Source organism: Saccharothrix violaceirubra, from assembly GCF_014203755.1.
GTDB lineage: Bacteria > Actinomycetota > Actinomycetes > Mycobacteriales > Pseudonocardiaceae > Actinosynnema > Actinosynnema violaceirubrum.
In genome coordinates, this window is record NZ_JACHJS010000001.1 from 3317621 (window position 1) to 3342836 (window position 25216).

Annotated in this window: 29 protein-coding genes; 14 read left to right on the plus strand and 15 right to left on the minus strand. The window is 71.9% G+C overall.

The genetic code is table 11. From position 1 onward, the window contains the following. The first annotated feature begins 23 nt into the window (after nucleotides 1-23). Nucleotides 24-728 carry an aquaporin gene (locus F4559_RS15780; protein ID WP_184669517.1) on the plus strand — a complete coding sequence of 235 codons (705 nt, stop codon included), beginning with the start codon at nucleotides 24-26 and terminating at the stop codon, nucleotides 726-728. Beyond that, the gene (locus F4559_RS15785; RefSeq protein ID WP_184669519.1) at nucleotides 725-1192 is read left to right on the plus strand and encodes an arsenate reductase ArsC; all 468 of its coding nucleotides are present in this window, start codon (nucleotides 725-727) and stop codon (nucleotides 1190-1192) included. Before F4559_RS15780 ends, F4559_RS15785 begins: the two co-directional genes overlap by 4 nt. Nucleotides 1193-1492: 300 nt before the next feature. Here the strand turns inward: F4559_RS15785 and F4559_RS15790 are convergent, their stop codons facing one another. Next, complete coding sequence (locus tag F4559_RS15790; RefSeq protein ID WP_184669521.1) at nucleotides 1493-2218, minus strand: GbsR/MarR family transcriptional regulator; 726 nt, start codon at nucleotides 2216-2218, stop codon at nucleotides 1493-1495. Between the two features lie 243 nt (nucleotides 2219-2461). Between F4559_RS15790 and F4559_RS15795 the strand changes: the two genes are divergently transcribed. Both F4559_RS15795 and F4559_RS15800 read left to right on the plus strand, forming a co-directional pair. Next, a complete protein-coding gene (locus F4559_RS15795) occupies nucleotides 2462-3424 on the plus strand; it encodes an efflux ABC transporter ATPase subunit, DrrA-related (RefSeq protein WP_184669523.1) in 963 nt (320 codons plus the stop codon). Beyond that, a complete protein-coding gene (locus F4559_RS15800) occupies nucleotides 3421-4212 on the plus strand; it encodes an ABC transporter permease (RefSeq protein ID WP_184669525.1) in 792 nt (263 codons plus the stop codon). Before F4559_RS15795 ends, F4559_RS15800 begins: the two co-directional genes overlap by 4 nt. A 55-nt stretch (nucleotides 4213-4267) precedes the next feature. Here F4559_RS15800 and F4559_RS15805 read toward each other — a convergent pair whose 3' ends face one another. The 3 genes from F4559_RS15805 to F4559_RS15815 all read right to left on the minus strand — a co-directional run bounded on the left by F4559_RS15805 (nucleotide 4268) and on the right by F4559_RS15815 (nucleotide 7066). Continuing rightward, nucleotides 4268-5296: a flavin-containing monooxygenase gene (locus F4559_RS15805; RefSeq protein ID WP_184669527.1), complete on the minus strand. Its 1029-nt coding sequence runs from the start codon at nucleotides 5294-5296 to the stop codon at nucleotides 4268-4270. Continuing rightward, entirely contained in the window at nucleotides 5293-5685 is a 393-nt protein-coding gene (locus F4559_RS15810; protein ID WP_184669529.1) for an MFS transporter, read from the minus strand. The genes F4559_RS15805 and F4559_RS15810 overlap by 4 nt, the downstream gene beginning before the upstream one ends. Nucleotides 5686-5767: 82 nt before the next feature. Further along, nucleotides 5768-7066, minus strand: a complete 1299-nt coding sequence (locus F4559_RS15815; protein ID WP_184669531.1) for an NAD(P)-binding domain-containing protein — start codon at nucleotides 7064-7066, stop codon at nucleotides 5768-5770. Nucleotides 7067-7168: 102 nt separating this feature from the next. Between F4559_RS15815 and F4559_RS15820 the strand changes: the two genes are divergently transcribed. Further along, the gene (locus F4559_RS15820; protein WP_246445924.1) at nucleotides 7169-8005 is read left to right on the plus strand and encodes a helix-turn-helix domain-containing GNAT family N-acetyltransferase; all 837 of its coding nucleotides are present in this window, start codon (nucleotides 7169-7171) and stop codon (nucleotides 8003-8005) included. Between the two features lie 828 nt (nucleotides 8006-8833). Here F4559_RS15820 and F4559_RS15825 read toward each other — a convergent pair. Continuing rightward, nucleotides 8834-9499, minus strand: coding sequence for a TetR/AcrR family transcriptional regulator (locus F4559_RS15825; protein WP_184669535.1), 666 nt, complete (start codon nucleotides 9497-9499; stop codon nucleotides 8834-8836). Nucleotides 9500-9632: 133 nt separating this feature from the next. Between F4559_RS15825 and F4559_RS15830 the strand changes: the two genes are divergently transcribed. The 3 genes from F4559_RS15830 to F4559_RS15840 all read left to right on the plus strand — a co-directional run bounded on the left by F4559_RS15830 (nucleotide 9633) and on the right by F4559_RS15840 (nucleotide 12037). After that, entirely contained in the window at nucleotides 9633-10292 is a 660-nt protein-coding gene (locus F4559_RS15830) for a DUF4386 family protein (protein ID WP_184669537.1), read from the plus strand. Nucleotides 10293-10896: 604 nt separating this feature from the next. Further along, a complete protein-coding gene (locus F4559_RS15835) occupies nucleotides 10897-11250 on the plus strand; it encodes a GntR family transcriptional regulator (protein WP_184669539.1) in 354 nt (117 codons plus the stop codon). Between the two features lie 22 nt (nucleotides 11251-11272). After that, nucleotides 11273-12037, plus strand: coding sequence for a TetR/AcrR family transcriptional regulator (locus F4559_RS15840; protein WP_184669540.1), 765 nt, complete (start codon nucleotides 11273-11275; stop codon nucleotides 12035-12037). Here the strand turns inward: F4559_RS15840 and F4559_RS15845 are convergent. Next, nucleotides 12031-12216: a PspC domain-containing protein gene (locus tag F4559_RS15845; RefSeq protein ID WP_184669541.1), complete on the minus strand. Its 186-nt coding sequence runs from the start codon at nucleotides 12214-12216 to the stop codon at nucleotides 12031-12033. The two genes, F4559_RS15840 and F4559_RS15845, sit on opposite strands and share 7 nt — an antisense overlap. A 125-nt stretch (nucleotides 12217-12341) precedes the next feature. Between F4559_RS15845 and lnt the strand changes: the two genes are divergently transcribed. Both lnt and F4559_RS15855 read left to right on the plus strand, forming a co-directional pair. Continuing rightward, a complete protein-coding gene (gene lnt, locus F4559_RS15850; protein ID WP_312865672.1) occupies nucleotides 12342-13952 on the plus strand; it encodes an apolipoprotein N-acyltransferase in 1611 nt (536 codons plus the stop codon). Further along, nucleotides 13927-14718: a polyprenol monophosphomannose synthase gene (locus F4559_RS15855; RefSeq protein ID WP_184669542.1), complete on the plus strand. Its 792-nt coding sequence runs from the start codon at nucleotides 13927-13929 to the stop codon at nucleotides 14716-14718. The genes lnt and F4559_RS15855 overlap by 26 nt, the downstream gene beginning before the upstream one ends. A gap of 61 nt (nucleotides 14719-14779) precedes the next feature. On the opposite strand, the gene F4559_RS15860 is transcribed toward F4559_RS15855, so the two are convergent. The 6 genes from F4559_RS15860 to F4559_RS15885 form a co-directional block, all read right to left on the minus strand. Beyond that, a complete protein-coding gene (locus F4559_RS15860; RefSeq protein ID WP_184669543.1) occupies nucleotides 14780-15124 on the minus strand; it encodes an RNA polymerase-binding protein RbpA in 345 nt (114 codons plus the stop codon). A gap of 486 nt (nucleotides 15125-15610) precedes the next feature. Beyond that, nucleotides 15611-16066, minus strand: coding sequence for an NUDIX hydrolase (locus F4559_RS15865; RefSeq protein ID WP_184669544.1), 456 nt, complete (start codon nucleotides 16064-16066; stop codon nucleotides 15611-15613). After that, a complete protein-coding gene (locus F4559_RS15870; RefSeq protein WP_184669545.1) occupies nucleotides 16063-16764 on the minus strand; it encodes a thymidine kinase in 702 nt (233 codons plus the stop codon). The genes F4559_RS15865 and F4559_RS15870 overlap by 4 nt, the downstream gene beginning before the upstream one ends. 151 nt (nucleotides 16765-16915) lie before the next feature. After that, entirely contained in the window at nucleotides 16916-17806 is an 891-nt protein-coding gene (locus F4559_RS15875) for a hypothetical protein (RefSeq protein WP_184669547.1), read from the minus strand. Beyond that, nucleotides 17803-18084, minus strand: a complete 282-nt coding sequence (locus F4559_RS15880) for a hypothetical protein (protein WP_184669550.1) — start codon at nucleotides 18082-18084, stop codon at nucleotides 17803-17805. Before F4559_RS15880 ends, F4559_RS15875 begins: the two co-directional genes overlap by 4 nt. A gap of 969 nt (nucleotides 18085-19053) precedes the next feature. Then, a complete protein-coding gene (locus F4559_RS15885) occupies nucleotides 19054-19515 on the minus strand; it encodes an RrF2 family transcriptional regulator (protein WP_184675840.1) in 462 nt (153 codons plus the stop codon). An 89-nt stretch (nucleotides 19516-19604) separates the two neighbouring features. Here F4559_RS15885 and F4559_RS15890 point away from each other — a divergent pair, with 89 nt between their 5' ends. Then, nucleotides 19605-19931, plus strand: a complete 327-nt coding sequence (locus F4559_RS15890) for a PadR family transcriptional regulator (protein WP_246445224.1) — start codon at nucleotides 19605-19607, stop codon at nucleotides 19929-19931. Further along, nucleotides 19928-20644 (plus strand): hypothetical protein, encoded by a 717-nt coding sequence (locus F4559_RS15895; RefSeq protein WP_184669552.1) that lies wholly within the window; start codon nucleotides 19928-19930, stop codon nucleotides 20642-20644. Before F4559_RS15890 ends, F4559_RS15895 begins: the two co-directional genes overlap by 4 nt. On the opposite strand, the gene F4559_RS15900 is transcribed toward F4559_RS15895, so the two are convergent. Further along, nucleotides 20607-22004: an MFS transporter gene (locus F4559_RS15900; RefSeq protein ID WP_184669555.1), complete on the minus strand. Its 1398-nt coding sequence runs from the start codon at nucleotides 22002-22004 to the stop codon at nucleotides 20607-20609. The two genes, F4559_RS15895 and F4559_RS15900, sit on opposite strands and share 38 nt — an antisense overlap. Nucleotides 22005-22091: 87 nt before the next feature. Continuing rightward, on the minus strand, nucleotides 22092-22880 hold the full coding sequence (locus F4559_RS15905; protein ID WP_184669557.1) for a glycerophosphodiester phosphodiesterase family protein: 789 nt from the start codon (nucleotides 22878-22880) through the stop codon (nucleotides 22092-22094). Nucleotides 22881-22949: 69 nt separating this feature from the next. Here F4559_RS15905 and F4559_RS15910 point away from each other — a divergent pair, with 69 nt between their 5' ends. Together F4559_RS15910 and F4559_RS15915 are read left to right on the plus strand one after the other, a co-directional pair. After that, nucleotides 22950-23312, plus strand: a complete 363-nt coding sequence (locus tag F4559_RS15910; RefSeq protein ID WP_184669559.1) for a hypothetical protein — start codon at nucleotides 22950-22952, stop codon at nucleotides 23310-23312. A gap of 101 nt (nucleotides 23313-23413) precedes the next feature. Further along, a complete protein-coding gene (locus F4559_RS15915) occupies nucleotides 23414-24055 on the plus strand; it encodes a VOC family protein (protein ID WP_184669561.1) in 642 nt (213 codons plus the stop codon). Nucleotides 24056-24200: 145 nt separating this feature from the next. Here F4559_RS15915 and F4559_RS15920 read toward each other — a convergent pair whose 3' ends face one another. Then, nucleotides 24201-25127 carry a GntR family transcriptional regulator gene (locus tag F4559_RS15920; RefSeq protein ID WP_184669562.1) on the minus strand — a complete coding sequence of 309 codons (927 nt, stop codon included), beginning with the start codon at nucleotides 25125-25127 and terminating at the stop codon, nucleotides 24201-24203. Between the last annotated feature and the right edge of the window lie 89 nt (nucleotides 25128-25216).

The window sequence follows — 25216 nt, forward strand, 5'->3', positions numbered from 1 at the left end:
CCGTGCACAGAAGTGGAGTCGCGATGCGGCCCCTGTCCCGACCGCTCGTGGCCGAGTTCCTCGGCAGCCTGCTGCTCGCCGCCCTGGTGATCGGTTCCGGCATCGCCGCCCGACGCCTCTCGCCCGACGACGTGGGCCTGCAACTGCTGGAGAACGCCGCCGCCACGGCCGCCGGCCTCTACGCCCTGATCCTCGTCTTCGGACCGGTGAGCGGCGCGCACCTCAACCCTGTCGTGTCCATCGTGGACGCGGCCTTCGGCGGGCTGCCGTGGCGGCACGTCGCCCTGTACGTCCCGGTGCAGATCGCCGGCTGCGTCACGGGTGCGATCGTGGCGAACGTGCTGTTCGACGCCGCACCGGTCAGCGTCGCCACCACCGACCGGGCCACGTGGCCGCACGCCGCCTCCGAGGTCGTCGCCACCCTGGGCCTGCTGCTGGTGATCTTCTCTCTGACCCGCACCGGACGCGCCACCCGGGTCCCCGCCGCCGTCGGCGCCTACATCGGCGCCGCCTACTGGTTCACCAGTTCGACCGCCTTCGCCAACCCGGCCGTCACGATCGGCCGCGCGTTCAGCGACAGCTTCGCCGGGATCGCCCCCGCCTCGGTGCCGGCCTACGTCGCCGCGCAACTGGTCGCGGCGGCGGCGGCGATCCTCCTGCTCCGCGTCCTGTACCCCGTCGCCCCGGACCCCTGGCCCGTCGGGCGGCCCGTGAAGGAGAACCCATGACACCGCGCCCGTCCGTCCTGTTCGTCTGCGTGCACAACGCCGGCCGTTCGCAGATGGCGGCCGCGTGGCTGACCCTGCTCGCCGGCGACCGCGTCGAGGTCCGGTCCGCCGGGTCCGCCCCCGCCGACCAGGTCAACCCGGCCGTGGTCGAGGCGATGCGCGAGGTCGGCGTCGACATCTCCGCCCAGTCCCCGAAGATCCTGACCTACGAGGCGGTCCGGGAGTCGGACGTGTGCGTGACCATGGGCTGCGGCGACGCCTGTCCGGTGTTCCCCGGCAAGCGCTACCTGGACTGGAAGCTCGACGACCCGGCGGGCCAAGGCGTCGAGGCGGTCCGTCCGATCCGCGACGAGATCAAGGCGCGGGTCGAGGGCCTCGTCGCGGAACTCCTGCCCGCGGACACGACCGTCGATGCCGTCGGCGTCCGGTCGGTTCCCGGGGCTTCCGGGCTCCGGACGAGTTGATCCACCGGGTGGCGTCCGGCTTCGAGCGGACCAAAGCCCGCGAATCGGTCACCTGTCGGTCGGATCGCCGCCCTCCCCGACGTGTCGGCAGGGTGGCGCGTGGAGTCCGTGATCTCCGACTCGAACTGGTTCTCACCGGGCGGGGACCGGGCCGCTTCCCCTTCGGCGACGTGGAGTCCCGACGGCCAGGAGTTCAGGGTCACCACACGCGGCGCCGACGGGAACAGCCACGAGAGCCACTGGTGGGCCGCTACCGGTTTCAGCGCCTGGTCCGACCTCGGCTTCACCTGGCGCGAAACGTCACCGAGCTGTTCCCCGGTCGCCGTCCTCGGGAATGGTCGAGTAGACCCGGTGCCAATGGTGGACCGAGCGGACCATGTCGTCGACGACGTGGAGGAGGAATTTGCTCAGGTTCTCCAGCCGTGCACCGGCCGGGGTGGTGGTGCCGAGCTTCTCCGCCGCGGTCCCGCAGGCGAGCGCGATCCGGGTCTGGTTGCGCGCGCCGGCCATGATCGACTGGAACAGGACGTCGTCGTCGATGACGTAGCTCTCCGCGCGGCTGCGCGGATCGCGGTCGCGCCTGATGAGAGCCTGGTTCTCCAGATAGCCGACCGCTTTGGAGACCGAGGCGGGACTGACGCGCAGGCGCCGCACGAGTTCGGCCGAGGTGAGGCTGCCGCTGTCGGTGGTGAACAGCGCGGCCAGCACCCTCGCCATCATGTGCGGAAGTCCCGCCTGGACCATCAGTTCCGTGCTCCGCGCGTCCACCTCGTCCAGGAGTCGCGGATCCGTCCGGCCGGGATCGCCGGTCGTCGGAGCCGGCCTGCGCCTGCGTGCCGGTCGTGTGCCGGTCCGGTGGGCCGATTCGGCGTCGTAGCCGCCCGGCCCGCCGTTGCGCATCACCTCGCGCGTGACGGTCGAGGTCGGCCGCTCGATCCGGCGGCCGATGGCGGCGTAGGTCAACCCGTCCCGTAGCCCGGCGGCGATCTGCCGCCGGTCCGGCAGGGTGAGTCTGTCCCCGGGCATCGCTGTCCTTATCCGTCGACGTCGGCGCCAGCGTAGTGCAACGCTGTCGCCGTTGCATTAGTCGGCAGAGGTCACGCAACAATATTGCTCTTTCTACCTGCGTTTACAGTCTTTATTGCCGAGTGCTCGATTGACGAGTTCGTGTATGCAACGTAAATTTCGCTGTGTCGCGAAGGTCATCGGTGCGAGTGGGCCCGATCCGACGCGCGACTTTCGGAACCTCTTCACGGAAGCGGAATCCTCATGACCGCAACTTCCGGTCGATCCGCGCTCGCGATGAACGCCGTACGCAAGGCGTACGGCGATCACGTCGTGCTGGGCGGCATCGACCTCGACATCCCCGCTGGATCGATCTTCGCGTTGCTCGGCCCGAACGGCGCCGGCAAGACCACGCTGGTGCGGATCCTGTCCACGCTCATCCGCGCCGACGCGGGGGAGATGCGCGTGGCCGGCCACGACGTGGTCCGGGAGCCGGACGCGGTCCGGGCCGCGATCGGCGTCACCGGGCAGTTCTCGGCGGTGGACGGCCTGCTCACCGGCGAGGAGAACCTGCTGCTGATGGCCGATCTCCTCCGACTGCCGCGCCCGGAGCGGCGGCGACGCTGCGCGGAACTGTTGCGGCGGTTCGACCTGGTGCGAGCGGCCGGGAACCCCGCGATCACGTATTCCGGTGGCATGCGCCGCCGCCTGGACCTCGCGATGACGCTCGTCGGCCGGCCCCGGGTGATCTTCCTCGACGAGCCGACCACCGGACTGGACCCGCGCAGCAGGCGGACCATGTGGGAGATCATCCGCGAGCTGGTGGCCGCCGACGGCGTGACGATCTTCCTCACCACCCAGTACCTGGAGGAGGCCGACCGGCTCGCGGACCGGCTCGCGGTGTTGCACGAGGGCAGGCTGGTCGCCCAGGGCACCGCGGCGGAACTCAAGCGGCAGGTCGGCGGCGGTCACATCGCACTGCGGTTCGCCGACGCGCGTGGCTACGACCACGCGGCCAGGACGCTCGACGTGGTGAGCCGCGACGACGAGGAGCGCACGCTGCGCATCGCCGGCCGGGGCGACGTCCGATCGCTGCGCGAGGTGCTGGACCGGCTCGACCGCGAGCACCTCGCCGTGGACGAACTCCGGGTCCACGCCCCGGATCTCGACGACGTCTTCCTCGCTCTGACCGGCAACCCGGTCGCCGAACAGGAGAAAGCCCGATGACCACCGTTCCCGGCAGTGTCTCCGCCGCGTTCGTCGACTCGGCGACCATGCTGCGCCGCCAGTTGCGGCACCTGGTGCGCTACCCGACGCTCGTCCTGACCGCCGCCGGTGTCCCGGTGGTCTTCCTGCTGCTGTTCGTCCACGTCCTCGGCGGCGCACTCGGCCGCGGCCTTGACGGCCCGGGCACCTACGTGGACTACGTCGTGCCCGGAATCATCCTGATGACGGTGGCCACCGCGGCCCAGGGCACGGCGATCGCCGTCGCGCTCGACATGACCGAGGGCATCGTCGCGCGGTTCCGCACGATGGCCATCGCCCGGATCTCGGTGCTCACCGGTCACGTGCTGGGCAGCCTGATCCAGACCATGTTCAGCATCGCCGTCGTCATCGGTGTCGCGCTGCTGGTGGGATTCGAACCGACCGCCGATCCCGGCGACTGGCTCGCCGCGGCCGGCATCCTCGTGATGATCACGTTCGCGGTGACGTGGTTGTGCGTCGCACTCGCCATGGTGGCCAAGACCGTCGCCACCGCGAGCAACCTGCCGATGCCGCTGATGCTCCTGCCGATGATCGGCAGCGGACTCGTCCCCACCGACTCGATGCCGGCCTGGCTGCGGTGGTTCGCCGACCACCAACCGTTCACCCCCTTCATCGAGACCCTGCGCGGACTGCTGACGGGCACCCCGATCGGCGACAGCGCGCTCCTGTCCACGGGGTGGTGCGCCGTCATCACCGTCGGCGGCTGCCTGTGGGCCAGGAAGCTGTACGACCGCGAGCCGAACCGGTGAGCCGCGGGGTCGCCCCTCGCCGTCCGGTCGTTCGTCGCCGGTTCGAAGCCGAGGCTCAGCGATCCGGCAGTCGGCGCACGACGTGGCGGGCGTCGCGACCGACGCCGCGCACCGTCGCCGACCCCAGGGTCCGCTGCCACTCCACACCGACGAACCCCAGCCCCGGGACCACTGTGGACAGCCCGCTCCGGTGGACCGGCCGCCCCCGGCCGTCGAGGGCGCCCAGACCATCCAAATAGGACAGTGCCGGGCGGTAGCCGGTCGCGAGGACGATCGCGTCGACCCGTTCGCGGGTGCCGTCCGCCCACGTGAGCACGTCGCCGTCGACGCGGGTGAACACCGGTCTGCGGTCGAGGAGCCCGGCGGCGAACGCGGCGCGCTGGTGCCCGCGGTCGAGGACCGGCGGGTGCGGCGGGTTCCGCAGCAGGCGGCCGACGGGCACGAAGTCCACGCCGGTGGCGGTGATCCAGAAGTGCACGTCGCGGCCCCACGGTCGCTGCCGCACGAACCGCACCGGCACGCGGGTGGCCAACGTGACGCGGGCGTGCCCCGCGAGTTCGACGGCGATCTGGACCGCCGAGTTGCCCGCGCCGACCACCACGACCCGTCGACCGGCGAACGGCGTCGGCTCGCGGTAGCCGGCGGCGTGCAGGAGGGTCCCGGTGAAGCCGTCGGCCAGGGCGGGCCGGTGCGGTCGACCGAACGAGCCGGTCGCGGCGATCACCCGACGGGCGCGCACCTCCCGCCCACCGACGGTCAGGACGAAACCGTCTCCGGCGCGTCGCACGGCGTCGACGCGGTGGTGGGTGCGGATGTCGGCGTCCAGGCCTGAGGCGTAGCGGCGCAGGTAGTCCACGACCTCGTCGCGACGCGGGTACCGGTCCGGGTCGCCGTCGAACGCCATACCCGGCAACGCGCTGTACCGGGCGGGGGAGAACAGGGTCAGGCTGTCGTAGTAGAACGGCCACGAGCCGACCGGTTCGGCGCCTGCCTCCAGCACCACCGGGGTGCGTCCGGCCCGCAGCAGGGCGTGTGCGGTGGCGAGTCCGGCCTGGCCGCCGCCGATGACTGCGGTGTCGATCACGAGGTCCTCCGGGTGGTGGCGAGGGAGAGGAAGGCGGTGCCGAGCGTGGTCACGCCCAGCAGTACGAACGCGGACGCGTGGCCACCGAGCAGGCGGGCCGGCGCGGTGCCGGCGAACGCGGACGGGTAGAGCACCATCCCCATCGCCACCCCGACCACCAGCCACCCCGCGGCGAACCACACCGGGTCGTGCGCCGTGGCCACCGCGACCGCCGACCCGACGGCCATCACCACGCGCGGCCCGCGCCGGTCCGGCCACCGCCCGACGGGAATCCCGACCAGCCCCGACACCGACCGGGCGGCGGAGAACCACGCCGTCAGCGTCACCGCCGACCAGCCCGTGTCGACGGCGATCCGACCCGACAGCACGGGGAAGGCGTAGAACAACACGCCACTTCGTGATCCGCGTGGCGCACAGCACCACCAACACCCGCCGCCGTCCCGCGTGCGACGTCCCGGTGACCACCCCGGTTCAGCGGGCGGCGGGCGCGGACAGCGGGAGCACCTCGGCCGGGGCGCAACAGCCGCCGCCTTCGGCGGGCCCGTCGAACACCCCCGAGCCCCCGCACACCCCGGTCTCCGGCAGGGTCAGCCCGACCTTCGCCGCCGCCTCGTGATCACCGGCGATCTCCGCGACCACGCTGCGCACCTGCTCGTACCCGGTCAACGCCAGGAACGTCGGCGCCCGCCCGTAGCTCTTCATCCCCGCCAGGTACACCCCGGGCTCCGGGTGGCGCAGCTCGCGGGCGCCGTGCGGGTACACCGTGCCGCACGAATGGGCGTTCGGGTCGATCGACGGCGCCAGCCGCACCGGTGCCCGCAGCACCGGGTCCAGGTCCAGCCGCACCTCCGACAGCCACGAGTGGTCCGGCCGGAACCCGGTCAGCGTCACCACCTCGTCGACCGGCTCCAGCCGGTGCCCGTCCTGCGACACCAGGACCACGCGGTCGCCGGCCCGCTCGACCGCGGCCGTGCGGAATCCCGTGACCACCTCGACCCGCCCGGCGCGCACCACCTCCCGGGCCTTGAGCCCCAACGCGCCGCGTGCGGGCAACTGGTCGGCCTCGCCGCCACCGAACACGGTGCCCACCTCGCCACGCCGCAACAACCACACGACGTGTGTGCCCGCCAGTCGCGTCAACGCCACCAACGCGGTCAACGCCGAGTGCCCACTGCCCGCCACGGCGACCCGCCGACCCGCGTACCGGCCGGCGTCGGCGACCAGATCGGGCACCCGGTAGGAGATCCGGTCGGCGGCCTCGCGTTCGCCGACCGCCGGATATCCGTCGCCGCCCAGCGGGTTCGGCGAGGCCCACGTGCCCGAAGCGTCGATCACCGCACGCGCCGTGATCCGGTCCTCGCCCGCGGCCGTGCGCACGTGCACCGTCAACGGTTCGCTGTCCCGTCCCGCGTCCACGACCAGGTCACGGCCCCGACGCGCCACTCCGACCACCTCGGCGCCCACCCGCACCCGGTCACCCAACGCCTCGGCCAGCGGCGTCAGGTACTCGTCCGCCCACTCCGCGCCGGTGGGGTAGCCGTCCGGGTCCGGAGCGGTCCACCCCCGCGTCGCCAACAGCCGCCGCGCGGCCGGGTCGACCAGTTCGGACCACCGCGAGAACAGGCGGACGTGGTGCCAAAGCGCGACCGCCGCCCCGGCCCGGTCGCCGGCTTCGAGGACCACGGGCGTCAGCCCGCGTTCCACCAGGTGCGCGGCGGCGGCCAAGCCGATCGGACCCGCTCCGACCACGACCACCGGAAGCTCGCTCATCGTCGACTCCTTCATCGAGGGATGCCTATCAAGCGAGCCGGACTCTATAGTCATGTGTCGATGGAAGCAACCATAGACAGCTCTCGATATACTGAGGTCGTGATGCCGATAACCCTCCAGGACGACGATGCCGCCACCTACGCGAAGTGGTTCGCCTGCCTGGCCGACCCCACGCGGGTCCGGCTCCTGCACACCGTCGCCACCCACCCGGACGAGATGACCGTCGGTGCCCTGGCCGACGCGATCGGCATCACCCAGCCGACCTGCTCCCACCACCTGCGCAAACTCGCCGAGGTCGGCTTCGTCCGCCTCCGCAAGGAGCGCACCGCCACGCTGGTGTCGGTCAACCCCGCCTGCTGCACGGGACTTCCGCACGCCGCCGACGCGGTCATGGGCACGATCGTCACCCGCCCGTGCTGTCCCGCCGACCTGCCCGGCGACGTCACGGTGCGTGCCCTGCTCGACGGCGACTGGACCGACGTCCGCCGCATCTACGCCGAGGGCATCGCCACCCGCGACGCCACGTTCGAAACCGACACCCCGAGCCGCCGCACGCTCGACGCGAAGTGGCTTCCGGACCACCGCTGGGTCGCCGAACTCGACGGCGAGGTGGTCGGCTGGGCCGCCGCCACGCCCGTCTCGACCCGGGACTGCTACGCGGGGGTCGCCGAGACCTCGGTCTACGTCGCCGCCGGCGCGCGGGGGAGGGGCATCGGCAAAGCGTTGCTGCACAAGCAGGTCACGGCCGCCGACACCGCCGGACTGTGGACCCTCCAGACCTCGGTCTTCCCCGAGAACCGGGCGAGCATCGCCCTGCACCACGCCGCCGGCTTCCGCACCGTCGGCGTGCGCGAACGCATCGCCGAACACCACGGCGTCTGGCGCGACACCGTCCTGCTCGAACGCCGCGCCCAGACCCCGCCGACCTGCCCCTGCTGAACCACCGACCGGGTCGGCGGACGCGGTCCCGGTCGACCGCGTCCGTCCGGAGCGCCGAGCCTTCCGCGTCACCGTCCGGTCGGGATGCTTCCTCTGCCCGACGCCCGGCCGCGCGGTGCGATCGCGTCCTTCCTCCAGAGCCACGAGTGGTCGGCAAGCCCCGCGCCCGGTGCCGCAGGGCACGGTGTCCGGGATCGCGGTGTCGATGCCTCACGACCCGCCGCCGGCGCACCACGTCCGGCCGACACGGATCTCCCGTGCCCGGAAACGGGCCGAGCCGATCACCGATCCGGCGGCCCCGGAATCCGATCACCGGGCCGGGGTGCGTCGCCAGGACTTCGTTCGCCGGGCACGTGATCGCGGGCCACCGGCGGCGGGGCCGGCTTGCCGAGCGCACCGGCCTTGTCGAGGGTGCCGGAGCCCGATCGCCAAGCGGGTGCCGACCTGCGCGGTCGCGGTGACGTCGTCTTCGGCGACCGCGGTGACCCCGCCCGAGCGGTGCGGTGCCGTTCCCCGTCGGGCTGTCCGACGCCGAGGCTCGACGGGGGCTCCGGCGCGGTACCGACCTTGATCGGCGGGCGTCGCCGTGGTCCCGACCAGGGCCTCGCCGATTCCCGGCTTTGCCCGTGCCGCCCCCGCCAGGCTGCCCGTCGGCGGCACGCGGGTCCGGTGTCGAAACCCGATCGTCGAGCGCGCCGGCCCGGTCCGCGGGCTCGGAATCCGATCACCGCGGACCGGGAGGCCCGTCGTCCCACTTCGCCTGACCGGACCGGGGGAGGATCCGATCACCGCGGAGCGGGAGGCCCGGGGGCGGGCCGCGACCTCGGGTCAGGGTGCGATGCCGAGGTCCGCGGAGAGGGCCTGGAAGCGGGATTCGGCCAGGGGAGCGGGGTCCCCGCCCAGCCAGGCCAGGTGGCCGAAGGTCTCCAGGACCACCAGGCCGTGGATCGCGGTCCACGCGGTGAACGCCACCGCCGCCGCGTCCGGGGGCAGGTCGACCGCCGCGGCGAACCGGTCCAGTGCGGTGAGGCTCGGCGGGACCTCCCGCCGTTTCAAAGTGCCACGCCGCCACGCCTTGATGATCGGCGGCACGAAGGCGGCACCGACCTTCCGGCTGGCGTCCGACGTCGGACCGGACTCCGGGGCCGCGTAGTCGGGGATCGGCGTTCCGTACAGCAACGCGAACTCGTGCGGGTGGGTCAGCGCCCACTCCCGGTAGGCCAGTGCCGCTGCCACGAAGGCGTCGCCCCGCGCCGCGTCCCGCGCCCGCGCCACCTCCTCGGCCAGCGCCGCGAACCCCTCGGTGATCAGGTCGGTCAGCAGCGCGTCCCGGCTCGGGTAGTAGCGGTACAGGCCCGCCGGGCTCATCCCGATCGACACCGCCACCGCGCGCAACGACAGCGCCGCGCCGCCGCCCTCCCGCAGGTGGGCCAGCGCCGCCGCCTTGATCTCGGCCGACGTCTGCTCCCTGAGCCGTTCCCGCCTGTTCGCCATGGTGTGTGAGGGTAGCGCGTTGCGATCGGTGTTCGCAGTGCGATACTTTGAAAGTGTGAACACTGATCGCAGTGTAGTTGCTGATCGCAATGCAAGTGGTGGACGCGAAAGCGTCCCGGGGCGGGCGACCGCGATGTTGTTGCTGGTGGAGGGGCTGCTGCTGTTCGTCCCGCTGGTCATCCTCGGGGCCGCGGTGGACTGGCCGGCCAGCCTGGGCGAACCCGCCGCCGCGGTGCTGCCGCGCGTGGCCGAGAACGAGACGGCGCTGCGGCTCGGGTACGTCCTCTACCTCGCCTACTCGGCGTTGTTCCTGCCGGTGGCGCTGTGGGCCACGGTGACCCTCGCCCCGGACCGGCAGGACTCGCGACCGGCCCGGCTCGGCCTCGCGTTCGCGGCCCTGTCCGCGCTGGCACGATGCGTCGGCATCGTCCGGTGGCTCACCACCATGCCCGACCTCGCGCACGGCTGGCAGGAGGGTGGGAACCGGGAGGCGATCGAGGTGCAGTACGACGCGCTGAACTCGTTCGCGGGCGGTGTCGGCGAACTGCTCGGTGTGTCGCTGTTCGCGGCCGGGTGGCTGCTCTGCCTGGCCGGGATCGCCGACCTCCCGGCGTGGCTCAGGGGCTTCACCGTCCTCACCGCCGCCGCCCTCGCCCTGCCGCTGGTCGAGCTCCTCGGCGTCGACGCGGGCGCGCTGATCAGCGTCGGCAGCGCGACGGTCCAGGTCTGGTTCCTGGTCGCGGCGGTGTACGTCTTCCGGAGCGCCCGGGGATCACGTCGGTCGGTCGCGTAGGTCGCGTTCCGAAGGTGACACAGCCGAAAGCCGGAGCGGGCACGGTCGGGTCCGGCTCTGCCGGCCCCGGCCGGCGACGTCCGGTCGGGAGGCGGACCGCCGGGGGTCGGTGACCTCGCCGGGCCCGAGGAGGTCGGCGCGTCCGCGGGCCGACGCGGGGTCGACGGCGTCGTCCAGGCCGCTCGGAGTTCTTGTCGGGTCCGGGCGGCCGGGCGTGGAGCGACCGGCGGCGGGTCGGTCGTCACGAGCGGACGCCGGGCGATGGCTGTCCGGGCGGCCTGGTACCGCACTCGGTGACGCTGTCCGGGCCGTTTCTCCGGTGCGCCGTCGACCTGCCCGCCGGCCATGGCCGATCGCCGCCCCACGCCAGGAGCCGGACTCCCCGGAACCACTCCCGCCGCGCGGACGTCGTTGTGGCTGACGTCGCAGCGGTTCCGCAGGCCCGCATCGCGTCGTCCGGCGGCATCGACAGGAACAACGACGTGCGGCACGGCACAGGCGCACCGACGACAGCGGGGGAGTGGACGACACCCGCGATCGCGATCAACGGCGCGGCGAGAGCCGATCCGCGGTCCTCGTGCCGGCAGTCTGCCAGTATCCCTGCGTGATCAGCCTCGATCCGGTATCCACCGTGCCGCCCTACGAACAGGTGCGCTCGCAGTTCGCGCGCAAGATCACCGACCGCGAACTGGCCGTGGGCACCCGGCTGCCGACCGTGCGCGCCCTCGCCGCCCAGCTCGGCATCGCGGTCAACACCGTCGCCCGCGCCTACCGCGAACTCGAGGAGGCCGGCCTGATCGAGACCCGCGGCCGGGCGGGCACCGTGGTCAGCGCGGCGGGGGAGCGCAGTCGCGAACGCGTCCTGCGGGCCGCACGCGGTTACGCGACCACGGCCCGGGAACAGGGCCTCACGACCGAGGAGGCGCTGGAGATCGTCCGGGCGGTGCTCGCCGACTGATCGGGAGCCTTAGGGTTGGGTCGTGGCCACCGAACACAGCGGCACCGGCGACCCCGCGCGCACCCTGGCCCTGCTGTGGCGCACGGCCGAACCCGTCGCCCGCAAGGGCCGCCCCGACCTGGGCGTGGACCGCATCACGGCCGTCGCCGTGGAGATCGCCGACACCGACGGCCTCGCCGCGCTGTCGATGCGCCGCGTCGCCGAACGCCTCGGCGTCGGCACGATGTCGCTCTACACCTACGTGCCCGGCAAGGGCGAACTCGTCGACGTGATGGTCGACCTGGTCAACGGTGGCACCCCGCGCCCCGACGACGTGCCGGGCGGCTGGCGCGGTCGGTTGACCCGCATCGCGCACGACAACTGGGACCTGCACCTGCGGCACCCGTGGCTGCTCCAGGTCGCGGGCCACCGTGCCGTCCTCGGCCCGAACGTGGCCGCCAAGTACGACTACGAACTGCGTGCCCTCGACGGGATCGGCCTGACCGACGTGGAGATGGACGCGGTGCTGTCACTCGTCCTCGGGCACGTCCGGACGGCCGCCCGCCAGCACGTGGAGACCGCGCTCACCGCGCAGCGCACCGGTCTCACCGACGGCCAGTGGTGGGAGGCCGCCGCGCCGATCCTGGCCCGCGTGCTCGACCCGGCGCGGTTCCCCACCGCCGCGCGCGTCGGCCAGGCGGCGGGCGAGGCCCACGACGCGCCCTACGACGCGTCGCACGCGCTCGGCTTCGGCCTGGACCGCATCCTCGACGGCGTGGCCGCGCTGATCGCCTCGCGCGCTCAGTAGCCCCGCTCGGGCAGGATCAGCCAGAGGGCGAGATAGATCAGGAACTGCGGTCCGGGCAGCAGGCAGGACAACACGAACACGATCCGCACCGTGCTCGGCTTCCAGCCGTAGCGCTGCGCCAGCCCGGCGCACACGCCCGCGATCACCCGGTCCTGTCGTGGCCTGCTCAACGTCGTCATGTCTCCACTCTCCCCGTGCGCGGGCGGCGGCGCATCGCTGTCCGACCCTGGTCTTGTGCTCCGGGGTTTCCCCGAGGAGGGCACCGCCCAACCTCGGCCATACGCCCTGCTCGTACGCTTGCCACGTGGTAGCTCCCCCCGTGGCCGCGCCCGAACCCGCGCCCGCCATCCCCCGCGCCCGTCGCGGGTTCCTGCGCGGCGTCCTGCCGCGCCTCGTCCTGGCCGCGGCCGGCGGTTTCCTGCTCTACCTGTCGGTGCCGCCGCGCACCACGTGGTGGCTGGCACCGGTGGCGTTCGCCGTGCTCGGCGTGCTGCTGCACGGTCGCCGCGCGCGTGCCGGGTTCGGCCTGGGCCTGGTGTGGGGACTGGGTTTCCTGACCCCGCTGCTGCGCTGGACCGGCGAGTTCGTCGGCCTGGTCGCGTGGCTGCCGCTGGCGCTGGTGTGCGCGCTGCTCGTCGCCGTGGGCACGGCCGCGATGGCCCGGGTGTCGACGTTGCCCGGCGGGCCGGTGTGGATGGCGCTGGTGTGGGTGGCCGACGAGGCGTTGCGCTCGACCGTGCCGTTCGACGGCTTTCCGTGGCCGCGCGTGGCGTTCGGCCAGCCCGAGGGCTGGTACCTGCCGCTGGCGTCGGTCGGCGGCACGCCCCTGATCGCGTTCGCGGTGGCGGTGACCGGGTTCGGCATCGCCCACCTGGGCCGCTCCTGGCGGCTGGGCGTGCCGCTCGCCGTGGTGCCCGTGCTCGCGGGTCTGGCCTTGACGCCGCTCGTGCACACGGACGCCACCGAGGGCACGGCCGTGATCGCCGCGATCCAGGGCAACGTGCCGCGCGCCGGCCTGGACTTCAACTCCCAGCGCCGGGCCGTGCTCGACAACCACGTCAACCGCACGCTGGCGCTCGCCGAGGACGTGAAGGCCGGCAAGGTGCCGCGGCCGGACGTCGTGGTGTGGCCGGAGAACTCCTCCGACATCGACCCGTTCCGCAACGCCGACGCCGCCGCCCGCATCGACCAGGCCGCCCGCGCGATCAAGGCGCCCATCGCGGTCGGCGCCGTGGTCGTGGACCGGGGCGACGGGCGTCCGCGCAACACCGTGGTGCTGTGGGACCCGGACCGCGGCCCGATCGACACCTACACCAAGCGGCAGTTGCAGCCGTTCGGCGAGACCATGCCGTACCGGTCGTTCTTCCGGATCTTCAGCTCCACCGTCGACCGGGCGGGCACGTTCCTGCCGGGCACGGACCCGAAGGGGTTCGAGGTCGGCAAGGTCCGGCTGGCGATCGACACGTGCTACGAGGTCGCGTTCGACTCCGTGGTGCGCGACTCGATCACGGCGGGCGCGAACATCATCGCGATCCCCACCAACAACGCCACGTTCGGCTACAACGAGATGACCTACCAGCAGTTGGCCATGTCGCGCGTGCGTGCCGTGGAGCACGGCAAGGCGGTCGTCGTGGCGGCGACCAGCGGCGTCAGTGCAATCGTGCAACCCGACGGGTCGGTCACCGCCCGTACCGGGATGTTCACGCCCGACGCGCTGGTGGCCGAACTGCCGCTGCGCGGGGAGGCTACGCTGGCAACCCGGCTGGGTCCATGGCCCGAGTGGGTGATGACCGCGCTCGCCCTCGGCGCCCTGGCCTTCAGCCTGACCCTGACACGACGACGAGCACGTCCGACCACCCCGGAACCGGGGGTCGGCGAGGAGGACACGGATGGCGGACCAGCAGGCGAAGCCTGACCGCGAACCCGGGCCGGTGCTGGTGGTGATCCCGACCTACAACGAGCGGGACAACATCGAGAAGATCGTCACGCGGCTGCACGCGGCACTGCCCGACGTGCACGCCCTCGTGGTCGACGACGGCAGCCCCGACGGCACCGGTGACATCGCGGACCGCATGTCCGCCGCCGACGACCGCGTGCACGTGCTGCACCGCACGGAGAAGGCCGGGCTCGGCGCCGCGTACATCGCGGGCTTCGGCTGGGGCCTGGAGCGGGACTACGGCGTACTCGTCGAGATGGACGCCGACGGCTCGCACGCGCCCGAGGACCTGCCGCGCATGCTGGCGGCGCTGGGCGACGCGGACCTGGTGATCGGGTCCCGCTACGTCCCGGGCGGCACCACGGTGAACTGGCCGTGGCACCGGCAGCTGATCTCGCGCATGGGCAACGTGTACTCGGCGATCGCGCTCGGCGCGAAGGTCAAGGACATCACCGCCGGGTTCCGCGCGTACCGGGCGGACGTGCTGCGCAACCTCAAGCTGCACAACGTGGCGTCGGCGGGCTACTGCTTCCAGATCGACCTGGGCTGGCGGACGATCGAGCTGGGCTACCGGGTGGTCGAGGTGCCCATCACGTTCACCGAGCGCGAGGTCGGCGTGTCGAAGATGAGCGGCGACATCGTGCGCGAGGCGTTGATCCGCGTGACGAAGTGGGGCCTGCGGCGGCGCTACACGCAGTTGCGCGACCTGTTCGCGCCCAAGCCCAAGGCACCGGCGAACCGGTAGCGGCGGGCACGACGGAAGGGGCGGTCCCGGTGTCGGGACCGCCCCTTCCGTCACAGTCGGATCAGGCGGTGCGGGTGCGCCGGCCCTTCAGCTCCTCCAAGCGCTCCTCGAGCAGCTCCTCCAGCTCCGGGATCGAGCGCCGCTCCAGCAGCATGTCCCAGTGGGTCCGCGGCGGCTTGACCTTCTTGGCCTCCGGCTCGTTCCCGTCGATGATCTTGGATTCCTGCCCGTGGAGGCGACACTCCCAGGTGTGCGGGATCTCGGCGTCGTCGGAGAAGGGGACCTCGAAGTCGTGCCCCTTGGGGCACGCGTACCGCACCGACCGGCGCGGGGCGAGGTCGTGATTGCGGTCGGTCTCGTAGCTGACTGCTCCGAGCCGGCTACCCCGGAGAACGCGGTCGGCCATGGCGGTGTCCTTTCGCTCGGCTCAGGGCCGGGGCCCAGGCTTGCTGCTCACCGAGTGCAACGACCGGACTGCTCCGTTCGTTCCCGGCTTTCATGGTCTTGGTTGCCCTCAGTGACGTCGTTCACCCGTCAACGAAGGCTTCCTCCTAAGGGATGCAATCGCGGCGAGATCGTGACGCGTTATCAAGCTGTCGGGACTCTTCATCACACTGATGGAGCAGTACCGGCAGTTGACGAGCGGCTGCGTCAGCTTAGACCGAACACGTAGTGCGACGTGACGGCGGGCTGGACGCGATTGTCGTGACGGCTGTCTCCACTGTGGTCACCCAACGTCAGTTCGGGGTCTGCCGATCTTGCGTACACGCTCCGTATCGGCCCGGTCGCACGGCGGGCGAGTCCTCCGACGCGTACCCCGAGGGTCACCCGACCGGCCCGCACCCAAACGCCGACCCCTCACATTTGATCAAAGCGATGACTTCAGTGTGGACTAAAGATCAAGCAGGTCGAGCAGCGGGACCTGGCCTTTCACCAGCCTGACCCGCGCCTCGGCCAGATCGAACCAGGCCACGCGATCGACCTCGGGGAACTCGCGGACCGTGCCCGACCTCGGCGGCCATTCGAGGCTGAACGTGCCGGGCACGACGTCCTCGGGGTCGAGGTCGCCCTCCAGGGCGAAGGCCGTGACGACCTTGCCGCCCGACTGGCGCACCTGCCCGAGGGGCACGAGGTCGCCCTCGGGCACCGGCAGGCCCAGCTCCTCGACGAACTCGCGACGCGCCGTGACTTCGGGATCTTCGTCGCCTTCGGTCTCGCCCTTCGGGATCGACCACGCTCCGGCGTCCTTACGCGCCCAGAACGGCCCGCCCATGTGGCCGAGCAGCACCTCGCGCCGCCCGTCGTGCAGTCGGTGCAGGACGATGCCCGCGCTGTGCTTGGCGCTCATCGGTCGAGGGTGGCGGTAGGGCGGGGGAGGAGCGCATGACCGGGGCCCAGCGATCCGGTGCGGTAGTGCCGTCGGCACAGCACCTGGTAACGCACGTCGCCGGCGGGGGCGGTGTCGGCGACCAGGACGGTGCTCCCGGCCCGGACGACGTCGCCGTCGTGCACCCGCGCGTTGAACCGGCCGGGGTGCCCGCACCAGCACAGCACCTCGACCTGGATGGCGTGCAGCTCGTCGGCCAGTTCGAACAGGCGTCGCGAGCCGGGGAACAGCGTGCTGCGGAAGTCGGTGGCCAGGCCGAAGCAGTGCACGTCCACGCCGCCGTCGTCGGCCAGTTCGGCGAGCTGGTCGACCTGGTCGGCGGACAGGAACTGGGCCTCGTCGACGATCACGTAGTCGACCCGCCCGCCGCGGGCCCGCCGTTCGCGTACGAGTTCACGCAGGTCCACGTCCTCGTGCGCCTCGACCGCACGCCGGATCAGCCCCATGCGGCTGGTGATGGCGGGGGAACCGGAGCGGTCGTGACGGACGAGGAGCAGCCCGTCGCGGCCCTGCCGGGCCTGGTTGTGGTCGATCTGGAGGGCGAGCGTGGACTTGCCGCAGTCCATCGGGCCGAAGAAGAACCGCAACCGGCCCGTCGGTCCGCCGCGATGGGCGGCGGACAGGGCGTCGGTGGGATCGGGTGTCGTCGTCGGCTCCACGGCGCGTCACCCTAGTGGGCGCCTGTTCCCGGCGGACCGCCCCCCTGCCTCGATAATCTCTATTCCTTCAGTGTGGACAGAATTTTAACTCGATCGGGAAAACACAAAGCCAAGACCACCAGGACGTCTCCCGGCGGTCTTGGCAGGACGATCAGGCGGCGTCGGACGGCTCGGTGATCACGAGCCCCAGGTCGGCCGACTCGCCGGCGCAGGCTTTGTCGATCATGTCGGACAGCACGCGGGTCAACTCGGCCAGCGTCCGGTCGGCAGGGGAGTCCGCCTTGGGCGACGGCTGTCTGGCGTGTCCGCGCAGCTCCAGCCACAGCCGGACGATGCGCATGATCTGGTGGTGCGGCAGACCGCAGACCCGCAGGAACTGCACCACCTGGTCCTGGCGGGTCGGCAGTGTTCCCCGCCGCAGCATCGAGTAGACCTGACTCCGGGCGATGCCCGAAGCCCGCGCGATCCGCGGCGGGGTCAACCCGGACCTGAGCTGGATCAGGCCGAGGAGGTCGGCGAACTCGGCGGCGTTCGTCGCCTGGAGTTCGGTGTCGAGCATCGGCTCGAGCGCGGTGCCCGAGTCGAGCGCCGTGGACGCCTTGTGCACGTCCACGTCCAGTGGCTGTTTGACGCGGACGTACAAGGACTCCTCGGTGTACGCCTGGATCACGAGACTCGGGCGTGGCACGTGGTCGGTGCGGGTCGGTGCCCGATCCCGGGCGCGGCGGTCGACGACCGCGTCGTGGTCCGCCGTCGCCTCCTGCTTCGACGCGGGTCGCCGGCCGTCGTGCCGCCGCGGGCGCTCGGAGATGAGGCAGTGGTCGTACAACGACCTGATCCGCTGGGACTCGTCGGTGGTCAGCGGCAGGTCGAACAGCCACTCGGCGTAGGTCGCGAAGCGTGCCAGTCGGCCGCTTTCCAGCGCTTGGAGGACCTCGGGGCGGGTGGCGACGTCGTGGACGGTGAACAGCCGGGCGACCGCCCGGTGGAACACGGTCACGGCGTCCGCGGCCGGGTCGGACTCGTGTTCGGCGGCGTTCACGCGGTGGCACCCGCCTCAGCGGTCACCAGCGCGTGCAGCAGTCGTCGCATCAGCAGGCCCGGTCGGGTCCGCACCACGATGACGACGAGGAGCACCACCGCGACCGGCACGGAGACGGCCGTTCGGACCGGGTGGGCCGCGTCGAGGAGCACACCGGTGAACACCAGCGTCGCCACCGCCAGGACGACTTCGGCGGGCGAGACGCGGTTGTGGGACGGGCACGAGGTGCGCGGGCGGGTGCCGTGGTGCCCGCAGATGTGACCCGCTTTCGTATTCATGTCATTGCTCCGTAAGCGCGCTTGTGGCGTTCCCCGCCGAAGTCGGCGGGGAACGCGGTTCGGGCCAGTCGGGACTGGAATGAACATGCCGCCGGAATTCCGACGGCGCCGTCGGGCGCGAGTTGGCGCTCTTGTCCGACGGCGCCGCCAATCCTGGCACCGACCGCCCGAATCGCCTAGCCGGCGGTCGATTTTTTCGCCGTTGACCGGTGCGAATCCGTCCAAGAACGTCCAAGAACGTCCAAGAAGTGCGCGTTATCCGCATTTAGCGGGAAAGGGTAACCACACGATCGGGCGGCAATGCCCACGTCAGACCTGCAACTTTGCGGCTTGTCGCGTCCAAGAAGCTTGATATGTGGCAGGGACGTGACATACCGTTCGCCCCGTTCCGAGGAGCCATACGCGACGAAGGAACACCTGGGCACGCTGATGGGCCAGTCGGGCACCAGGGCATGGTGGCCCCTCGTTGGCGCGGGGGGCCACTACTTTTTTCACCTTCGTGTCGATGCTTCTCGAAGGCGGCCGGCGGTCGACGGCCCGGGGACTGATTTCCGTTCGATCGGTTCCGTTCTCGAGAGCGCAGTCGCGACTGCGTCACATGAGAATACATCGAACCTTCACTCGTCCAGGTGACCCGGTGCGCCGCGCGGCGGTACACACTCTGCGTCTATGCGGTTTAGGTCGACTGAGCAGGGGCAACGTCGGTGAGCCTCTGTCGCCGGGGCGAGAGATTCCCTCGAAAGAGGTAAGCACTTCTCGTCGGAGTAGCGGGCCGTGTATAAGGCTGCCGGGTGGACCGGTCTCCGTTCACCGGTATTCGCAAGTGACGCCGTCGGCATCCGGCGTCGGGTGCGACGGGCGTGCGGTGGTGGCGCGACGCCTGCGACGCCGCTCGCGGGAGCGGGGGGCGAACGAGCCGCCTGTCGACGGGGGACGCGGGGTCCGCTGTGGACGGGGGCGCGCTGGGGGTCAGTCGGTGAAGTGCGTGCGTGCCCCGGCGATCACGTCCGGGTGCACGGAGGCGTGGATGTCGGCCAGCGTCTGGCCGGCCAGTTCGCGGCGCCAGGCGAGTTCGGCGCGGTTCATGGCGCGGTCGACGGCGCATGGCACGCCGGGGTCGACGGTGGCGCGGCCCTCGGGTGTGTTGAGCCTGATCTCGGTGCAGCGGAACGCCGGGTCGGTGCCCTCGATCGCGCACACGACGTCCATGAGCGTGATGGCGTGCAGGGGTCGGGCGAGGCGGAAGCCGCCGCGTGGGCCGGGGGTCGAGGCCAGGATTCCGGCGCGGGTGAGGGCTTGGAGTTGTTTGTTGAGGTAGGGGGCGGGCAGGGAGTAGTAGGCGGCGAGGCGTGCGGCGGGCAGGGCGCGGTCGTCGGGTGCCCAGGCGATGCCGAGGCAGCAGTGGACGGCCCATTCCACGCCTTCGCTCATCCGCACGGGCCGACCCTACACCTGAACCAGGACGTTCCATATCCACTATTGGTGGACGACATATACTGCCGTCCGATATAACTCGGGGTATGAAAGCCATGTCCGAGCAGACGTTCCTGATCCTCACGGCACTGGCCGACGAGTCACGGCACGGCTACGCGATCGTGCGCGCGGTCGAGGAGTTGTCGGACGGGCGCACGACGTTGCGCGTGGGCACCCTGTACGGGGTGCTGGACCGGCTGGTCGCGGACGGTTGGGCCGACCGTGGCCGCGAGGAGGTCCACCAGGGCCGCCTGCGCCGTTACTACAAGCTCACGGACGCGGGTGTGCGCGCGTTGTCCGCCGAGGTGGCCCGGCTGTCCGCGAACGTCCGCGCCGCCTCGGCGGTCCTGAACCGGAAGGGGAGCACGGCATGACGCCGCTCGAACGCCGTTATCGCCGCCTGTTGCGTGTGTTGCCCGCGGACTACCGGGCCGATCGCGAGGAGGAGATGGTCGCGACGCTGCTCGACGACCGCACCGACGAACTCGACCGCGAGCACGGGTGGCCGGGTTGGGGCGAGTTCGCGGCGACGGTCGCCCTGTCGGTGCGGGTCCGGTTCGCGGCGGGCACGCGGATCGGGGGCGTGGCGCGGACGGTCGCGCTCGTCGGTCTGCTCGGCCAGGTCGTGTTGGCCGCCCAGTCGCTGACGGTCGCGTCGCTGGTCGAGGGGGCGCGTCCGCTGCCGTGGTTCGACATCGCGGCGGTGGTCGCGTTCGCCGCGTTGGTGACCGGGCGTCGCACGACGGCGCGGGTGGCGGCGACGCTCGGCGCGGCCGTGTCGCTCGTGCCCGTGGTGACGGCGCTCGTGCGGGCCGAGCCGGGCTGGCTCGCGGTCGTGTTCGCGGTGCCGTCGCTGATCACGGCGGTCGCGATGCACGTCGGGCACCACCGTGAGGCGCCGCTGCCCGAACCGGTCCGCTGGTGGTGGGCCGCCGCGACCGCGGTGGTGCTCGCGGTCGCGGCGACGGTGCCCGATCCGGGTGCTGCCTGGCAGTTTCCGGCGGCGTGGCTGCTGACGCTCGTCGCGGTGGCCGTGGTGCGTCCGCGCGTCACACTTTCGCCGGTACCCGGTTCCCCGACGCGATGATCGCCCGGCGGACCGGTACGAAGATCAGCAGCACGAACCCGACGACGAAGAAGACGATCAGCGACACGATGGCCAGCCGGAACGAGCCGGTGGCCTGGCCGACGCCCGCGAACACCAGCGGGCCCAGCCACGACGTGGAGCGTTCGCCGATCTCGTAGAGGGAGAAGTACTGGGCTTCGCGGCCCGGCGGCACCATCTGCGAGAACAGCGACCGGGACAGCGCGTTGGTGCCGCCGAGCACGATGCCGATGCCGATGGCCAGGGCGTAGAACTGGGTGGGTTGCTGTGCCTGGACGAAGAACGCGCCCGTGATCACGACGATCCACACGCACAGGCTGGCCATGATCGTGTTCTTGGCGCCCCAGCGGCGGGCCGCCCAGCCGTGCAGCAGGCCGCCGAAGAAGGCGACGAACTGGACGATGAGGATCGTGGCGATCAGGACGGTCTCGTCGAACTTGAGTTCTTCGCGGCCGTACTGGGCGGACACGGAGTTCACCGTGGTGATGCCGTCGGTGTAGAGCAGGTAGGTGCCCAGGAACGCCAAAGTGAGCGGGAAGGTGCGGGCCTGGCGCAGCGTGGTGCGCAGTTCGGTGAAGCCGGCGGACACGACGGACTGCCCGGCTTCGACGGGGCGGGGTTCGCGGTGGCGGCCCAGGCGGGCCAGGGGGATGAGCGTGAAGCCGGCCCACCACAGGCCGGAGAGCACGAACGCGATGCGCACGGCGGTGGATTCGCTCAGGCCGAGGGCGTCGTGGCCGAGGAACAGCGCGAGGTGCAGGGCCAGGGCGAGGCCGCCGCCGAGGTAGCCGAACGCCCAGCCGCGGGTGGAGACGCCGTCGCGTTCGTCGGGGTCGGCGATCTCGGGCAGGAACGCGTAGTAGACGACGATGGACGCGCCGTAGCAGACGTTGCCGATCAGGAAGAGGATCACGCCCAGTCCCCAGTCCGATCCGGACACCAGGGCCAGGGCGATGGTGACCGCGGAGCCGGTGAACGCGAACACGGCGAGCATGCGGCGTTTGTTCTGGGAGCGGTCGGCGATGGCGCCCATGATCGGCAGGACGACGACCTGGATGACGGTGGACAGCGACAGCAGGTAGCCCCAGAGGGATCCGGCGGGGAAGTGGGCGCCGAACAGGGAGATGTCGCAGTCGCGCAGTCGGCTCTCGGCGCAGGCGTTCGGGCCGTTGCGGACGACGTCGGCGCGGGCGGCCTGTTCGGCGACGGCGCTGAGGTAGCCGGACAGGAAGACCAGGGCGACCGATGTCGGGAACACCGAGTTCGCCCAGTCGTACCACGTCCAGCCCCGCTGCTCGCGCTTGCGGTCGATGCCCGGTGCAGTGCCGTCGGCCACGCTCATGGAGGCGGACTGTACTTCCCCGAGGGGTGCGTGGAGACGATCATCGGGTACCCGGTGCCGAGCCGATATCGCGAAGCCGAGGAATGTTCACTCCGGGGCGGGTTCGGCAGGCCACTGGCCGCGTGACCGCAGCACGTCGCGCAGGAGGTCGGGCCGGTCGGTGACGAGTCCGTCGACGCCGGTGTCGAGCAGGGCGCGCATGGTCGGTTCGTCGTCGACCGTCCACACGTGCACCTCCAGGCCGCGTCGGTGGGCGGCGCGGACGAAGCGCTCGTCGACGACGGTGAGCCGGCCCTGGCGGACGGGGACCTGGGCGACGGCGTCGCCGACGGCGAACCCGAGGGCGGGTACGCGGGCGGCGAGCCAGAGGACGCCGGCCTGGTGCGGGCCCATGGACGTGAGCAGTCGCGGTCCGGCGGCGCGGCGCAGGCGGCGCAGGCGGGCGTCGGAGAACGAGGCCAGGCACACGCGGCCCCAGGCGTCCATGCGCCGCAACACGTCCAGTACGGGTCCGGCGGCCCGGTCGGCTTTGACGTCGATGTTGACCAGGGCGTCGGGCAGTTCTTCGAGGAGGTGTTCCAGGCGGGTCACGGGGTCCCGGCCGCCGACGCGTGCCTTCGACACCTGGGACCAGGGGAGTTCGGTGACGGTGCCGGTGGCGTCGGTGGTGCGGTCGAGGGTGGCGTCGTGGTGGACCACCACCACTCCGTCGGACGTGGCGTGCACGTCCGTTTCGAGGTAGCGGTAGCCCTCGGCGACCGCGCGGCGGAACGCCAGGAGCGAGTTCTCCATGCCGGCGAGATCGCCGAGGTGCCACCCGCGGTGGGCGAACGCGCGGGGCGTGGACTGGGCCAGGTAGGGGTGCGACGACGTCACGGGTACAGAGTCTGCCCCGGCGGCGTGGCGTGGTGGTGACCGGCCGGTAGCCGGATACCGTCGCCGGCCATGGAGTTGGCCACCCGACATACCGTCGCCGCACCGCGCCGGTCCGACACCCGTCATTGCGCGTGGTGCGGCCGTCCCCTTCCCGACACCGGACGGATCGGCCGGCCTCGGCGGTACTGCGCCCAGCCGTGCCGGCAGCGTGCCTACGAGCGCCGTGCGGCCGTGCAGCGCGGGGGTCTGCCCGACGACGCCGTGGTGTTGTCGGGCGAGGAACTCGCCGATCTCCAGGACCGGTTGTTCCAGTTGCGGTGCGCGGCCGAGGACATCGCGACGGCGGCGACCGACGGCACGGGCGGCGCCGAGTTGTTGCGGCTGGCCACCGAGCTGGCGCACACCGCGCGGGGGCTGGAGCGGCTGCGCTGAGCGGGGCGGGGTGACCACCCGATCAGACCATTGCCCGTCGTGGGTGGGATACGGAGGATGAGTGATCCGCCCCGCACCCCCCACGATCGGACCACCATCCCGTGTCCCACCCGCAGCCGACGCGCGGTGTCCGCCGCCTCGAACTGACCACTCCCGACCCCGAACCCGTCGCCGACTTCTACGCCACCCTGCTGGGCTGGACGGTGCTCGCCGAGCCCGACGGCTCGTTCACCGGCTGGGTGGGCGACCGGCTGGCGACGCACGTGCGCCCGCATTCCGAGACGGCGTGGCGGATCGTGTTCGCCGCCGGCCGGCCGCGTGAGCTGCGCGGGGGCGCGGCCACCGACACCGGTCGCGCGCTGCACGGCCCGTGGGCGCCGACGCCGCGTCCCGGCGAGCCCGCGTGGTTGGAGTTGCACGGCGTGCCCGCCGCCGACGACCCGTACTGGACCGACGAACTGGGCTGTCGGCCGCGGACGCCCGACGCCGACTACACCGTCTACGAGACCGGCGCGGACCAGCGTCCGCTCGCGGCGCGGCACACGAGCGCCGAGGGCGGTTGGCTGGCGTACTTCGCGGTCACCGACGCCACGGCGGTGCTGGACACGGCGCGTGGTCTCGACGCGACGATCCTGGTCGACCCGCGTCCCACGCCCAGCGGCACCGCCGCCGCGCTGTCCGATCCGGCCGGTGCGGTGTTCGCGGTGCTGGAGAAGCCGGCGGTGTGGGGCGGCACGTCCTGACCCGGTGCGCGAGAGCCGGTTCCACTACCGGACGGACGGGCGGTAGTGGAACCGGGCGGCGGTGGCCCCGCGGAAGCTTCGACGAGGAAAGGCCCATAAGGGACAGCGCGATGGTCCCACGTCCGCGCGTTTTCCCGAAGCGGGGTCACCGACCCGATCCGAGCAGTCCGGCCAGGTGGTCGAGCAGCGCGGTCAGCGCCCGTTCGAACAACGCGTCGAAGTCCAGGTCGTAGCCGGTCCGGCCGAACCAGGCCATGGCCGAGGCGAACGCCGGGTGCCCGCCGTCGGCCAGGCGCGCGGCGAGTTCGGACTCCTGCTCGTGCATCCACTGCTCGCCGGAGACGCCGGTGTCGTCCACGGCCTGCGCCTCGCGTTCGAGCTGCACGGCCAGCCCCTGGATGTGGCTGTACAGCACGACGTTGAGGTCGAGTACCAGTGCCGGGTCCAGGCCCCGGCCGGACAGCGTCGCGAACCACCACTCGGAGTAGTCCAGCAGGCTGGGGATCAGCGTGGGCCGGGTCAGCGGGCCCAGGTGGGCGAGCCACGGGTGGGCGCGGTGGACCCGCCACAGCATGCGCGCGGCCAGTTCCAGGCGTGGCCGCCAGCCTTGTGGCGCGTCGGGTCCGGCGGGCAGGCGCAGTTCGGACAGCACGGCGTCGGCCATCAGCAGCACCAGGTCGTCCTTGCCGGCGACGTGCCGGTAGATCGACATCGGCGCGACGCCCAGTCGGGCGGCGATGCCGCGCATCGACAGGGCGGCCAGGCCTTCGGCGTCGGCGATCTCCACGGCCGCGCGCACGACCCGTGTCCGGGTGAGGTCCTCGGCCGCCGGGCGTGGGCGGTCGCGCGGACCGGCGGTCGAGGCCACGACCGTGCCGGCCGACGACGACTCGACGAGGCCCTCCTGGCGCAGCAGGGTCAGGACCTTGGTCGCGGTGGCCATGGCGACGTTCCACTCCCGCGTGATCGCGCGCGTGGAGGGCACCCGGTCGCCCGGTCGCAGCGCTCCGGTGGCGATGCGGTCGCGGATCTCGGCGGCCACGCGCCGGTACGGCGCCTCGTCCTGAGACATGCGTCACTCCTCCTGGTGCACTAGGGCGGCCAGGACCGGTGAAGATCGCTCTTCGCCGACCAGTGCACTAGTGCTGAACTGCGTAAACA

Bases quoted from the DNA above. Each gene is read 5' to 3' on its own strand.
- F4559_RS15780 (WP_184669517.1), top strand. From the start codon at position 24: ATGCGGCCCCTGTCCCGACCGCTCGTGGCCGAGTTCCTCGGCAGCCTG.
- F4559_RS15785 (WP_184669519.1), top strand. From the start codon at position 725: ATGACACCGCGCCCGTCCGTCCTGTTCGTCTGCGTGCACAACGCCGGC.
- F4559_RS15790 (WP_184669521.1), bottom strand. From the start codon at position 2,218: ATGCCCGGGGACAGACTCACCCTGCCGGACCGGCGGCAGATCGCCGCC.
- F4559_RS15795 (WP_184669523.1), top strand. From the start codon at position 2,462: ATGACCGCAACTTCCGGTCGATCCGCGCTCGCGATGAACGCCGTACGC.
- F4559_RS15800 (WP_184669525.1), top strand. From the start codon at position 3,421: ATGACCACCGTTCCCGGCAGTGTCTCCGCCGCGTTCGTCGACTCGGCG.
- F4559_RS15815 (WP_184669531.1), bottom strand. From the start codon at position 7,066: ATGAGCGAGCTTCCGGTGGTCGTGGTCGGAGCGGGTCCGATCGGCTTG.
- F4559_RS15820 (WP_246445924.1), top strand. From the start codon at position 7,169: ATGCCGATAACCCTCCAGGACGACGATGCCGCCACCTACGCGAAGTGG.
- F4559_RS15825 (WP_184669535.1), bottom strand. From the start codon at position 9,499: ATGGCGAACAGGCGGGAACGGCTCAGGGAGCAGACGTCGGCCGAGATC.
- F4559_RS15830 (WP_184669537.1), top strand. From the start codon at position 9,633: ATGTTGTTGCTGGTGGAGGGGCTGCTGCTGTTCGTCCCGCTGGTCATC.
- F4559_RS15845 (WP_184669541.1), bottom strand. From the start codon at position 12,216: ATGACGACGTTGAGCAGGCCACGACAGGACCGGGTGATCGCGGGCGTG.
- F4559_RS15855 (WP_184669542.1), top strand. From the start codon at position 13,927: ATGGCGGACCAGCAGGCGAAGCCTGACCGCGAACCCGGGCCGGTGCTG.
- F4559_RS15860 (WP_184669543.1), bottom strand. From the start codon at position 15,124: ATGGCCGACCGCGTTCTCCGGGGTAGCCGGCTCGGAGCAGTCAGCTAC.
- F4559_RS15865 (WP_184669544.1), bottom strand. From the start codon at position 16,066: ATGAGCGCCAAGCACAGCGCGGGCATCGTCCTGCACCGACTGCACGAC.
- F4559_RS15880 (WP_184669550.1), bottom strand. From the start codon at position 18,084: ATGAATACGAAAGCGGGTCACATCTGCGGGCACCACGGCACCCGCCCG.
- F4559_RS15885 (WP_184675840.1), bottom strand. From the start codon at position 19,515: ATGAGCGAAGGCGTGGAATGGGCCGTCCACTGCTGCCTCGGCATCGCC.
- F4559_RS15890 (WP_246445224.1), top strand. From the start codon at position 19,605: ATGAAAGCCATGTCCGAGCAGACGTTCCTGATCCTCACGGCACTGGCC.
- F4559_RS15895 (WP_184669552.1), top strand. From the start codon at position 19,928: ATGACGCCGCTCGAACGCCGTTATCGCCGCCTGTTGCGTGTGTTGCCC.
- F4559_RS15900 (WP_184669555.1), bottom strand. From the start codon at position 22,004: ATGAGCGTGGCCGACGGCACTGCACCGGGCATCGACCGCAAGCGCGAG.
- F4559_RS15910 (WP_184669559.1), top strand. From the start codon at position 22,950: ATGGAGTTGGCCACCCGACATACCGTCGCCGCACCGCGCCGGTCCGAC.
- F4559_RS15920 (WP_184669562.1), bottom strand. From the start codon at position 25,127: ATGTCTCAGGACGAGGCGCCGTACCGGCGCGTGGCCGCCGAGATCCGC.